We start from the raw sequence: 12,392 nt of genomic DNA on the forward strand, positions 1-12,392 counted from the left end.
CGGCGCCTGCCCTGTGTAGGAGCACCCTGTGCGCGAATGCTCTAGGCCCTGATCGAAGCGTCAGAGCATTCGCGCACAGGGTGCTCCTACGCGTTGCTATCCCAGCCACCGCCATGCCAGATACACCAACGGCGCGCTCACCAGCAGGAACGGGATCGACACGCGGTGGAACAGCCGCAGTCCATGCGGCTGGTTCGCCAGCCGCAATGCGATCAGGTTGGCCAGCGAACCGATCGCCAGCCCGGCGCCGCCCACGTTCACCGCCACCGCCAACGCGGTGGCGTCATGCGCGCGATCCAGCAGCAGCACGGTGGCCGGCACGTTGCTGATGACCTGCGAGATCGCGATGCCGCAGGCGAACAAGGTCAGCGGGCGATCGAGCGCGAGCCGGTCGAGGCCATGCCGCACCAGCGGCAGTTCGGCGAAGTGGCCAAGGCACAGGAAGATCGCCACGAACGTGGCCAGCAGCAGCCAGTCGATGCGGGCGGGCACGTGCCGGGCGATCAGCGCATAGGCCGCGGCGAGCACCAGTGCGCCGGGCAGGGCCAGCCCGTATTCCATCGCCAGCACCATCAGCAGCAGCGCGAGCAGCGAGCCTGCGGCCAGCGGCGCGGCTACCGGGTGGCCGTCCACCTGCGAGGGGCGTAGCATCGCGCGGCCTTTCGGCAACCACGCCAGCGTGAGCGCCGCCACCAGCGCGAACATCACGGCCGCCGCGGGCAGCATCGCCAGCGCGAAGCGCGGGAACGGCGATTGCGCGTGCTGCCACAGCAGCAGGTTCTGCGGATTGCCTATCGGGCTGAGCGTGCTGCCCGCGTTCACCGCCAGCGCCTCCAGCACCGCCATGCGCGCCACCGGCAGGTTGGAGATGGCGCCGATCGCCAGCGTCAGCGGCACGACCAGGAACAGGCTCACATCGTTGGTCAGCACCGTGGCCAGCAGGGCGGCGCTCGTCACCAGCAGCAGGCCCAGCGCACGCAGGCTGTGCACGCGTGCCGCCAGTGCGCCCGCCGCGTGCTGCACCAGCCCGCTGTCGCGGATACCCTGGATCGCCAGCATCAGGCCGAGCAGGCCAGCCAGCGTGGGGAGCTGCAGCCAGCGGCGATAGTCCGCCAGCGGCCGCGGGTCGAACAGCGCCAGGGCGAGCGCGAGCGCGGCGAACAGCAGCAACAGCCATTCGGATTTCAGCCTGGCGCGCCAGCCGCTGGCGACGGCAACCAGGGTCATTCGCGATCCTGGTTGCCGTTCCTGCGGTTACTGGCGCCAATCGCGACGCCGATGGCGATGCCCACGCCGATGCCCAGCGCGAGGTTGTGCATCGCGACACCGATGGCCGTGCCGATGGCTACGCCGAGGCCAAGGCCCATGGCCATTTTGCGTTGACGCTCGGGACCGGGTTTGCCGGATGGAGTCTGGTCGGCCATGGGTGTTTCCTTGTCGGTGGAGAAGTCGGTGGAGAACGAACTCTGCAGGTCTGATCGATCCGGGCGGGGCATCACCATTCGCCCAGGCCCTCCAGTTCGTACAGTTTCTTCCAGCTTGGCCTGGCACGAACCAAGTCCGCCAGCCGTTTCAGCGCTGGCCATTCGGTGGCGGGGCGCGGCATGTTGCGCGACCAGCGCATCAGCATGGCCAGCAGCAGGTCGGCGCCGGAGAAAGTCGCCCCGAGCAGGTAGGGGCCGTGCTGCGCAAGTTGCGCGTCGAGCAGGTTCCACACCGCCTCGATCTTCGTTTGCAGGGCCGCGCGGACCTCCGGCGTGTGTTCCGCCATGCCCAGGTCGGCGGGATAGAACCAGAAGCGGTAGGCGGACATCAGCGTGTTGCTGAGATAGACCACCCACTGCTGCCACGCCTCGCGCTCCGGCGTGCCCGGCGGCGGGATCAGCTTCGCCCCGGGATGGCGTTCGGCCAGCATCGTCAGCAGCGCGGCCGACTCGTTGCGCGGCCGGCCGTCGATCACCAGCGTCGGCACCACGCCGCGCGGGTTGAGCTTGAGGTATTCGTCGCCGTGCTGCGCGTCGCGCTCGAAATCGACCAGCCGCAACTCGTAGGGCGCGCCGATTTCCAGCAGGGCCAGGTGCACCACCATGCTGGCGGTGCCGGGGGAGTAGTAGAGCGTGTACATGGGATCTCCGCGTCGTGGTGCGAACCCATTGATGGTGAGGCTTGCCTTACCCCTCCCGCAACAGCCGCATCGGCGAAGTGCGCGCCACCTTGCGCGTGCCGGCCAGTCCCAGCAGCATCACCACGCAGGCGCAGCCCAGCGCGCCCAGTGCCAGCGGCGCGAGCGGCGGTACGAAGCCGTCGATGTGGAAGATCGCGTGGCCCAGCCACAGCCCGGCGCCTGCGCTGCCCAGCGCCGCGGTGAGGCCGGCGATCAGGCCGAGCAGGGCGAACTCGCAGGCGGCGGCCACGCGCAGTTGCGCGCGGCGCGCGCCCAGCGTGCGCAGCAACGCAGCTTCGTGGCGGCGTTCGGCCGCGCTGGCGGCGAGCGAGGCGGCCAGCACCAGCGCGCCGGCGAGCAGGCTGAAGGCCAGGATCCAGCGCACCGCGCTGCCCACGCGGTCGACGATCTGGCGGATGCGCGCCAGCAGGTCGTCCACGTCCACCAGGCTGAGGTTCGGGTAGTCACGCGACAGCTGCGCCATCGCCTGCGCGTGGCCCGGCGCCAGGTGGAAGCTGGCCAGCCAGGCGTGTGGCAGCGCGCCCGCGTGCGCGGGGTCGAGCAGCAGGAAGAAATTGACCCGGAACGAACTCCAGTCCACCTGGCGGAAGCTGGCGACCTTCGCGTCGAGGTGGCCTTCGCCCACGTCGAAGCGCATCGTGTCGCCCAGCTTCAGCGCGAACATGTCGCGCCACATGCGATCCACCGATACCTCGGCCTGCGCCTGCGCGGGCCCGAACCACTGGCCGGCGATCACCCGGTTGGCGGGCGGCAGCGCGTCGGACCATGACAGGCGCAACTGGCGGTCGGCCCATTCCTTCGCGCGCGGGTCGGCGAAGTGCAGGCTGTCGATCGGTTTGCCGTTGATCGCGGTGAGCTTGCCCACCGCCAGCGGCATCATGTTGAGCTGGTCGGCGCCGATGCGCGCGAGGGTCGGCGCGAAGTTGCCGCGCTGTTCGTCCTGCAGGTTCAGCGCGAACCAGTTCGGCGTGTCGGCGGGTAGTTCGCGGCGCCAGCCGTCGAGCAGCGCCGGGGCCACCACCGACAACAACAGCAGCGCGGTGAGGCCGAGCGCGAGCGCGGTGGCCTGCACCACGCTGAGCCCGCGCCGCCGCGCCAGTGCGGCCAAGCCGAGCCGCAAGGCGGGATGCGCGCCCGGCGCCACGCGGCGCGCCAGCCACAGCAGCAGGGTCGCGAGCAGCGCGGCGACCAGCGCCACGCCGGCGAGGCTGGCGGCAAGGATGCCGGCGAGTTGCAGCGAGCCGCTCTGGCTCCAGATCAACGCCAGCGCCACCAGCACGGGCAGCAGGTACAAGGCGTCGAAGCGGCGCACGCGCCGCGCGAGGCTTTGCCGGAACACGGCGACGGGCGGCACCTCGGCCAGCCGCAGCAACGGCGGCAGCGCGAAACCAGCCAGCACCGCCAGCCCCATCGCCGCCGCGAGCAGCGCGGGCAGCCATGGCAACTCGGTGGGGATGCCGCCGAACAGCATGCTGGCGAATTGCCAGGCCAGTTGCGCCGTGCCCAGCGTGAGCACGGTGCCGGCCAGCGCGATCGGCAAGGCCAGGGTGGCGAGGGTGAGCAGCAGCAGGCCGAGCACGCGCCGGCGCGGCGTGCCCAGCGCGCGCAGCAGCGCCACTTCGGGCGTCTTGCGCCGCGCATAGCGCTGCGCGGACAGCGCGATCGCCACGCCGGCCAGCAGGGCGGCGAGCAGGGCGGTGAGATGCAGGAAGGCACCGGCGCGGTCGAATGCCGTGCGCATGCGTTCCTGCGTCTGCTCCGGCGTGATGAGTTCGGCGCCTTGCGGCAGGGTTTGTCGTTGCGCCCAGTCGCGCCAGCGCCGCACGGCATCCGGCGCGCCGGACAGCAGAAGGCGATGTTGCGCGCGGCTGCCGACGCCGAGCAGGCCGGCCTGCTCGGCGTCGGCAAGGCTCATCAGTGCGCGGGGAGCCAGGGATACCAGCGCGCCGCCATCGGGCTGCTGTACCAGTTCCGCCGCGATGCGCAGTTCCCTGCCGCCGAGCTGCAGCGTGTCGCCCGGCGTGAGCGACAGCGCCACCAGCGCGCGATGGTCGAGATACACCGTGCCGCCCGCAGGGCCGTGGCCGTTGCGCTGGTGGCCGTTGGCATCGGCCAGCACCAGTTTGCCGCGCAGCGGATAGGCGACGTCGGTGGCTTCCACGTCGAGCAACTGGCTGCGGCCGTTGGCGAAAGCCACGCTGGGGAAGCCGGCGGCGCGGGCGGTGGCGAGCCCGTCGCGGCGCGCTTCATCGGCATACGGCTGCGGCACCTGCTGTGGCGCGGAAACGCCGATGTCACCGCCGATCAGTTCCGCCGCGCTGGCGAGGATGCCACGCTCCACCCGCGTCGCCAGCGTGGCCACCACGCCCAGCGCCAGCACGGCCAGCAACAGGGAGCCGGCCAGGGTACGCAGTTCGGGGAGGCGCCATTCGCGGCGCAGGTTGCGGAGGGCGAGGCGCAGGAGGTTCATGGCTGCGCTCCGGTGGATGCATGTGCGACGTCTTGCGCTTGGCGTGCTCCGCTCCCCTCGCCCGCTTGCGGGAGAGGGGTTGGGGGAGAGGGCGCTTTTGCTTTGGCTGTGTTATCGCAAGGGACAGAGCGGTTTCGACCGCCTGTCGGCGGCCGAGCTACTTCTCTTTTGCTTGTCCAAAAGAGAAGTAGCCAAGAGAAAACGACACCCCGATGGCGCGCCCTCCGGGCATCCTGCCCTGCGGGTACGCGGGTGAGCTGCGGGGTTTTTCGACGGGACTCCTGTCCCGGCGAAAAACTGGCCGGCATCCATGCCGGCCACCCTGCGGGCTTTCCTCCGCCCACCCGCCGCGCCATAGGGGCCCCGGGTAGAGCAGCGCGCTCCCGGCGCGCAGAAGCAAGAGCACCCCACCCCAGCCCTCCCCTGCAAGCAGGGGAGGGAGACAGCGAGCCGCAAGGCCGTGGCGCTTCGCTTTTGCCGTTGTTGTTGCCATTGCTTCTGGCGCGCACGATGCGCGCCTGCTCTTGCGGGGCCCCTGGGCGGCGGTGAGGCGGGGACGGCCAGGCCGCGCAGCGGGCGAGCCCAGGGAAGGGCTCGCCTTTTCGCGCGGGCAGGAGCCCGCTCGAAAAGCCCGGTCCCGCCTCACGGACTTGCCGGGCAGGAGGCCCGGCAAGCGCCAACCGGGGTGGCCTTCTCTTTTGGTTACTTTTCTCTTGGCCACGCAAGAGAAAAGTGACTCGGGCGCCGACAGGCGCACGAAACCGCTTCGTCGCTTGCGACAACCCAGCACGAGCAAAAGCCCCGCTCCCCCAACCCCTCTCCCGCAAGCGGGAGAGGGGAGGAGTGCGCAGCATCTCGCGCATACAGGCGACGGGAAGAGCGTGCGCGCTCATGCGCCCACCACTACGCGCCCTTCCTGCAACTCGATGCGCCGTTCGCAACGCGCCGCGAGCTGTGTGTCATGGGTCACCAGCACGAGCGTGGTGCGGTGGTCGCGATTGAGCGCAAACAGCAGATCGGTGATGTGGTGGCCGGTGCGCTGGTCGAGGTTGCCGGTGGGTTCGTCGGCGAACAGCAGGCGCGGACCGTGCACGAAGGCGCGGGCGATGGCCACGCGCTGCTGCTCGCCGCCGGAGAGTTGCGCCGGATAGTGCCGCCGTCGTGCGGCGAGGCCGACGGCTTCCAGCGCCGCCCGCGCCTTGCCGCGCGCCTGCGCGTCGCCCTCCAGCTCCAGCGGCAGCATCACGTTTTCTTCCGCGCTGAGCGCGGGCAGCAGGTGGAAGGACTGGAACACGAAGCCCACCAGGCGGCGGCGCAGGTCGGCGCGCGCTTCCTCGTCCATGCCCTCCAGCGCGTGGCCGTCGAGCCGGATGCTGCCGCTGCTGGGCGTGTCCAGTCCGGCGAGCAGGCCGAGCAGGGTGGTCTTGCCCGAGCCGGAGGCGCCGACGATGGCGAAGCTCTCGCCGTCCGCCACCTGCAGGCCGACCCCGTCGAGTATGTCCAGCCGCCCCTCGGGGCCGTGCACCGACTTGCTAACATCGTGCACGTCGAGAACCAACCGGGGCGTGTCTTTCATGCGTCGTTTCCTGTGCCTGCTGTCGCTGTTGTTCGGGTTTGCCGCCACCGCGCATGCCGCATCCCCGCGTACCGTGCTGGTGCTGGGCGATTCGCTTTCCGCCGCGCACAACATCGCGGTGGAGCAGGGCTGGGTGCATCTGCTGGAAGTCCGTCTGGGCAAGATGGTGCCGCCATGGGTCGTGGTCAATGCCAGCATCAGCGGTGAGACCTCGTTGTCCGGGCGCAATCGCCTGCCGGCGTTGCTGGCGACGTATCGCCCCGCGGTGGTGGTGATCGAGCTGGGCGCGAACGATGGCCTGCAGGGGCTGCCGCTGCTGCAGTTGCGCGACAACCTCGACGCCATGGTCGGCGCCGCGCAGGCCACGCACGCCAGGGTGCTGCTGCTGGGCATCGAGCTGCCGGTGAACTACGGCCCGCAATACCGCGACGGCCTGCGCGCGGTGTATGCCGACCTGGCGAAGCGCATGCACGTGGCGCTGCTGCCCTTCCTGCTCGACGGCGTGGCGCTGGATCCCGCCCTGATGCAGGACGATGGCCTGCACCCCAACGCCGCCGGCGAGCCGAGGGTGCTGGGGAACGTATGGGGTGCGCTGCAGCCGCTATTGGGGCATTAGCGCGGTTTTCACACAATCATCACCGGGCGCCCGGTTAGCTCTTCACATTTGTGAAACCATGTGGAGGATGCGACATGAACGGACATGTTGAGCAGTCCGGCCTGATCCTGCTGGTGGAAGACAGCCGCCAGATCGCCGAACCCGTGGGCGCGGCGCTGGAGCGCAGCGGCTATTCCGTGGACTACGCGGCCGACGGCCCCAGCGGCCTGCACCTGGCGGTGGCCAGCAGCTACGACGCGATCGTGCTCGACCTCAACCTGCCCGGCATGGACGGGCTGGAGGTCTGCCGCAAGCTGCGCCGCGAAGCGAAGAAAGCCACGCCGGTGCTGATGCTCACGGCGCGCGGCACGCTGGAGGACAAGCTCGCCGGGCTGGAGTCCGGCGCCGACGACTACCTCGTCAAGCCGTTCGAGGTGCGCGAGCTGGATGCGCGGCTGCGTGCGCTGATCCGCCGCGACCGGCGGCAGGTTTCCACCGAGGTGCTGCACGTGGGCGACATGACGCTGGACACCGCCACGCTGCGGCTGACCCGCGCGGGGCAGGAACTCTCCGCGTCGCCGATCGGCCTGAAGCTGCTGGCGATCCTGATGCGCGAGTCGCCGCGCGTGGTGAGCCGGCGCGACATCGAGCGCGAGATCTGGGGCGACATGCTGCCCGACTCCGACACGCTGCGGTCGCACCTGTACAACCTGCGTCGCGTGATCGACAAGCCCTTCCCGCGCCCGTTGCTGCACACCATCCACTCCGCCGGCTACCGGCTCGCGGACCTCGACGCGGAAGTGGCGTCGGCGCGCATGGCGTAAGGCGGTCCTTGCCGTCCAGGCACGCCGCCGGCGCCATGCGTAGGAGCGCACCCTGTGCGCGATTGCCTTGATGCTCAATCGGAGCAGAAGCAATCGCGCACAGGGTGCGCTCCTACGGGAGGGCACCGTGTCCGCAGCAGCGGCGCCTACTGCTTCAGCGAAGGGCTCACCGCGAACGCGCAGCCCGTCTTCGCCTTCACCTCGTCCAGCGTCACGCCGTCCTGCAGTTCGATCAGGGTGAGGCCCCTGCCTTTCTCCACCTCGAACACGGCAAGGTCGGTGATGATCAGGTCCACGCATTCCTTGCCGGTGACCGGCAGGTCGCACTGGTCCTTGATCTTGGGCGAGCCGTCCTTCGCGCAGTGCTCCATCAGCACCACCACGCGGCGCACGCCGCTGACCAGGTCCATCGCGCCACCGGGACCCTTCACCATCTTGCCGGGCACCATCCAGTTGGCGAGGTCGCCTGCGACCGAGACTTCCATGCCGCCGAGGATGGCCAGGTCGATGTGGCCGCCGCGGATCATCGCGAACGATTCGGCACTGGAAAAGAAGCTGGAGCCGGGCAGGGTGGTGACGGTCTGCTTGCCCGCGTTGATCAGGTCGGGATCGATCTGCGCCTCGGTGGGGAAGGGGCCGATGCCGAGCAGGCCGTTCTCCGACTGCAGCACCACGTCCATGCCGTCGGGGATGTAGTTGGCCACCAGGGTGGGGATGCCGATGCCCAGGTTCACGTAGAAGCCGTCGCGCAGCTCCTTCGCGGCGCGCTGCGCCAGCGCGGTGCGCATCGGGCTTTCCTTGCCGGTGTTGGCGCCGGCGATGGTGCGGAACTCGATGCGCTTCTCGTACGACGGTCCCTGGATGATGCGGTCGACGTAGATGCCCGGCACGTGGATGTTGTTCGGGTCCAGCGTGCCCACCTCGACCAGTTCCTCCACCTCGGCCACGCAGACCTTGCCGCAGGTGGCGATCATCGGGTTGAAGTTGCGCGCGGTCTCGCGGAACACCAGGTTGCCGAGGCGGTCGCCCTTCCAGGCCTTGACGATGGCGACGTCGGCGCGGATCGCTTCCTCCAGCACGTATTCCTTGCCGTCGAACAGCTTGGTCTCCTTGCCCTCGGCCAGCTGGGTGCCGAACGCGGTGCGCGTGTAGAAGCCGGGGATGCCGGCGCCGCCGGCGCGCAGTTTCTCGGCCAGCGTGCCCTGCGGCACCAGGTGCAGTTCCAGTTCGCCGGCCAGCACCTGGCGCTCGAATTCCTTGTTCTCGCCCACGTAGGAGGCGTACACCCGCTTCACCTGCCGCGTCTTCAGCAGCGGGCCCATGCCGAAATCGTCCACGCCGGCGTTGTTGCCCACGATGGTGAGGCCCTTGGTGCCGGCCGCGAGCAGGGCGGCGATCAGGTTCTCCGGGATGCCGCACAGGCCGAAGCCGCCGGCCGCGATCGTCATGTTGTCGAACAGCAGGCCGTCGAGCGCCTGGGTCGCTGTTGCGTGGACCTTGTCCATTGCCGTGCCTTCGTGCAGGGAAACCAGCTGCCAAGGATACGACGGATCGACGCCGGGTCGTGTTGTACGAAGGTTCCAGGCGCCCGCACGGCGGGAGCCGTCCGCCGCGTGGCACAACTTTTTGCTGCCTCCTGGCCCATGGCGAAGGCCGTCCGGCGGCGAATCGCCGGAAAGCCACCTCCATGTAGCCGTCTCTTGCACATCCCGGACATTTCCGCCGCATGGATCCAGACCGCTTGACGGTTTGAGTTTACGCATGTAAACATGAATTCACTTACAGGCGTAAACGGTGATGCCATGGCTGTCAGCGAAGCCGAAGCGGTGGTGATGGAGGTGCTCTGGCGCGCGGCGCCGCGCAGCGCCGAGGAGATCCTCGCCGAGGTCGGCCCGGCGCAGGGCTGGCAGGAGGGCACGGTGAAATCCCTGCTCAACCGCCTGCTGAAGAAGAAGGCGGTGAAGGCCGAGAAGGATGGCCGTCGCTACCTCTACACGCCGCTGCTGAGCCGCGGGAAGTACGTTTCGCAGGAGAGCAAGGGATTGCTCGACCGCCTGTTCGACGGTCGCGTGGCGCCGCTGGTGGCGCATTTTTCCGAGCAGCGCAAGCTGACGAAGAAGGACATCGCCGAACTGCGCAAGCTGCTGAAGGAGCTCGACGATGAACAAGCTTGAATCGCTGGCCTTCGCATGGGCCGCGCGCGGCTGGTTAGCATTGTTGGCATTCACCGCGGGGGTGTTGGTCGTGGCCGCCCTGCGCAAGCCCGGCCGGCGCTGGTTCGGCGCGGAGCGTGCGTTCCAGTTGTGGCTGTTGCCGCCGCTGGCCGTGCTGGCCAGCCAGTTGCCGCACGCCGTCGCGGCGCCGGCCTCCTTGCCACCGCTGGTCTACGCGATCACCTCGGCCGTCGCCGCACCGTTGCCGGGCGCAGCGGGCGCCAGTGGTTTCGACTGGCGCATGGGCGCCTCGCTGCTGTGGTTGGCCGGTCTGCTCGCCGTGCTCGCGCTTATCGTTATGGCGCAGCATCGTTATCGCAGGCGCCTGCGCAGCGCCACGCCGTTGCCGCAGGCCTCGTTGCGCTGGCCGGTGCTGCGCGCCACGGATGCCGATACCGGCCCGGCGCTGGTCGGCGCCTGGCGCAGCCGCATCGTGCTGCCGGCGGATTTCGCGGAGCGCTACGACGCCACCGAGCAGGCGCTAATCCTCGCCCATGAGGGTGCGCATGCGCGTCGCGGCGATGGCTGGTGGAGCCTGCTGGCGCACGCGCTGGTCGCGCCGCTCTGGTTCCACCCGCTGGCCTGGTGGGCGCTGGCCGCGCTGCGCCATGACCAGGAACTGGCCTGCGACGCCGCCGTGCTGCGCGAGCACGGCACGCAACGCCGCAGCTATGCGAATGCGATGTTGAAAACCCGGTCGGCAGCACTCGCGTTGCCGGTGGGCTGCGCGTGGTCCCCTCGTCATCCACTCACGGAGCGTATTGCCATGTTGAAGCAGAAGCCAGTTTCCAGCTCGCGTCGTCATGCGGGCGCCGTTGTCCTGGTCGTGTTCGCCGGCATGGCGGCAGGTGTGGCTTATGCGGCTGCAGTGCCGGCTGTAATAACCAGCGACCGCTATGCGCTGGAATGGAACGTGTCGTTCGACGGCAAGCCTGCGCAGAAGCTCAAGAAAATGTGCCTGAAGCCAGGCGAATACGCGAATGTAAACGGTGTCGCCACGGAGGTGCCGCCGTGGCAGGGGCGTGTTGCCATGTTTCCTGCTGAAAAGGGCGAGATTGAAATACGCGCGGACATGAGCGGAGGAACCTTGGACAAGCCAACGCACCCGATCCTGCGAACCATGCCGGGACGGCCGGCCATCATCCAAATAGGCAACGTTGATAGCAAGAGCGGCAGCTTCAAGGGTATCAGACTGATGATGACAGCCAACATCGGCTGTTGAGTCTCGCCGCACAGGTGCGGCAGGCGCGGCTCGCTATACTTTTCCCCGTTGTCCTCAGGGAAAGAGTCCCGTGAAGCCGCGCCGCCTGTTGCCCGCCCTTGCCGCCCTCGGAGTCGCCGCGATGAGCCATGCCGCCACGCCACCCGTGCTGGTGATCCACGGCGGCGCCGGCGTCATCAAGCGCGACCTCACGCCGGCGAAGGAGAAGGCGATACGCGCGGCGCTGACGAAGGCGCTGCAGGACGGCTACGCGCAGCTCAAGGCCGGCAAGGATGCGGTGGACGCGGTGAGCGCCGCCATCGTGGTGCTGGAGGACGATCCGGACTTCAACGCCGGCCGGGGCGCGGTGTTCACCCACGACGGCAGGAACGAGCTGGACGCGGCGATCATGGACGGCGACAGCCAGGGCGCCGGCGCGGTGACCGGCGTCACGCGCATCAGGAACCCGATACTGCTGGCGCGCGCGGTGATGGAAAAGACGCCGTACGTGATGCTCTCCGGCGCCGGCGCCGAGGTGTTCGCGCAGAGCATCGGCATGCCGCTGGTCGATCCGTCCTACTTCCGCACCGAGGAGCGCTGGCAGCAGTTGCAGAAGGCGCTGAAGGAGGACGCGGCCGGCAAGTCGCATGCGGATGGGGAAACCGAAAAGCATTTCGGCACCGTGGGCGCGGTGGCGCTGGACGCGCAGGGCCATCTCGCCGCGGGCACCTCCACCGGCGGCATGGTCGACAAGCGCTGGGGCCGCATCGGCGATTCGCCGATCATCGGCGCCGGCACGTATGCCAACAGCGACTGCGCGGTGTCGGGCACCGGCTGGGGCGAGTACTACATCCGCACCGTGGCGGCGCACGCGATCTGCATGCAGGTGAGCGAGATGCGCGTGCCGCTCAAGCGCGCCGCGGCGGTGGTGATCAACCAGCAGATCCCCGCGCTGGGCGGCAACGGCGGCGCGATCGCACTGGACGCGCACGGCAACATCGCCATCCCGTTCAACACCGACGGCATGTACCGCGGCTGGATCGACGCCAGCGGCGTGCCGCACGTGGCGATCTACGGCGACGAGGACGACGGCACCTCCGTGCCGCCGGCGCCCGCCGAAAGCACGGGCGATCCCGACGGGCAACCGTAGGAGCGCACCCTGTGCGCGATGGCTCTGATGTTTGATCGAAGCCAAGAGCCATCGCGCACAGGGTGCGCTTGTGTCTGCCCAAATCCGTAAAGTGGAAGCGGAGAGCGATGTGCGGCACGCCGAAGGCGCGCAGTGTTGGAAGCACGAGTAGGAGCCCGAGCGGCCGCACATCGACCTC

General features: G+C 69.1%; 11 protein-coding genes. 5 read left to right on the forward strand and 6 right to left on the reverse strand.

The window, feature by feature from the left end; translation table 11 throughout:
* Positions 1-96: 96 nt before the first annotated feature.
* From IHE47_RS06345 to IHE47_RS06365, 5 genes are all read right to left on the reverse strand, one after another.
* A complete protein-coding gene (locus IHE47_RS06345) occupies positions 97-1,227 on the reverse strand; it encodes an SLC13 family permease (RefSeq protein WP_192105024.1) in 1,131 nt (376 codons plus the stop codon).
* On the reverse strand, positions 1,224-1,424 hold the full coding sequence (locus IHE47_RS06350; RefSeq protein ID WP_192105054.1) for a hypothetical protein: 201 nt from the start codon (positions 1,422-1,424) through the stop codon (positions 1,224-1,226). The genes IHE47_RS06345 and IHE47_RS06350 overlap by 4 nt, the downstream gene beginning before the upstream one ends.
* Before the next feature lie 71 nt (positions 1,425-1,495).
* Positions 1,496-2,125: a glutathione S-transferase family protein gene (locus IHE47_RS06355; RefSeq protein WP_192105025.1), complete on the reverse strand. Its 630-nt coding sequence runs from the start codon at positions 2,123-2,125 to the stop codon at positions 1,496-1,498.
* 46 nt (positions 2,126-2,171) lie between these two features.
* Positions 2,172-4,655 (reverse strand): FtsX-like permease family protein, encoded by a 2,484-nt coding sequence (locus IHE47_RS06360; RefSeq protein ID WP_192105026.1) that lies wholly within the window; start codon positions 4,653-4,655, stop codon positions 2,172-2,174.
* An 889-nt stretch (positions 4,656-5,544) separates the two neighbouring features.
* A complete protein-coding gene (locus IHE47_RS06365; RefSeq protein WP_192105027.1) occupies positions 5,545-6,231 on the reverse strand; it encodes an ATP-binding cassette domain-containing protein in 687 nt (228 codons plus the stop codon).
* Here IHE47_RS06365 and IHE47_RS06370 point away from each other — a divergent pair.
* Complete coding sequence (locus tag IHE47_RS06370) at positions 6,230-6,847, forward strand: arylesterase (protein WP_192105028.1); 618 nt, start codon at positions 6,230-6,232, stop codon at positions 6,845-6,847. The genes IHE47_RS06365 and IHE47_RS06370 overlap by 2 nt on opposite strands.
* A gap of 74 nt (positions 6,848-6,921) precedes the next feature.
* A complete protein-coding gene (locus IHE47_RS06375; RefSeq protein ID WP_192105029.1) occupies positions 6,922-7,650 on the forward strand; it encodes a response regulator transcription factor in 729 nt (242 codons plus the stop codon).
* A gap of 146 nt (positions 7,651-7,796) precedes the next feature.
* Here the strand turns inward: IHE47_RS06375 and IHE47_RS17960 are convergent, their stop codons facing one another.
* Positions 7,797-9,155 carry a 3-oxoacid CoA-transferase gene (locus tag IHE47_RS17960; RefSeq protein ID WP_192105030.1) on the reverse strand — a complete coding sequence of 453 codons (1,359 nt, stop codon included), beginning with the start codon at positions 9,153-9,155 and terminating at the stop codon, positions 7,797-7,799.
* A gap of 297 nt (positions 9,156-9,452) precedes the next feature.
* Here IHE47_RS17960 and IHE47_RS06385 point away from each other — a divergent pair, with 297 nt between their 5' ends.
* The 3 genes from IHE47_RS06385 to IHE47_RS06395 all read left to right on the forward strand — a co-directional run bounded on the left by IHE47_RS06385 (position 9,453) and on the right by IHE47_RS06395 (position 12,214).
* Positions 9,453-9,824, forward strand: a complete 372-nt coding sequence (locus IHE47_RS06385) for a BlaI/MecI/CopY family transcriptional regulator (protein WP_192105031.1) — start codon at positions 9,453-9,455, stop codon at positions 9,822-9,824.
* Positions 9,811-11,085, forward strand: a complete 1,275-nt coding sequence (locus IHE47_RS06390) for a M56 family metallopeptidase (RefSeq protein WP_192105032.1) — start codon at positions 9,811-9,813, stop codon at positions 11,083-11,085. Before IHE47_RS06385 ends, IHE47_RS06390 begins: the two co-directional genes overlap by 14 nt.
* Positions 11,086-11,155: 70 nt before the next feature.
* Entirely contained in the window at positions 11,156-12,214 is a 1,059-nt protein-coding gene (locus IHE47_RS06395; protein WP_343227444.1) for an isoaspartyl peptidase/L-asparaginase, read from the forward strand.
* Positions 12,215-12,392: the final 178 nt, after the last annotated feature.

It is taken from the genome of Rhodanobacter sp. DHB23, from assembly GCF_014842975.1.
Classification (GTDB): domain Bacteria; phylum Pseudomonadota; class Gammaproteobacteria; order Xanthomonadales; family Rhodanobacteraceae; genus Rhodanobacter_A.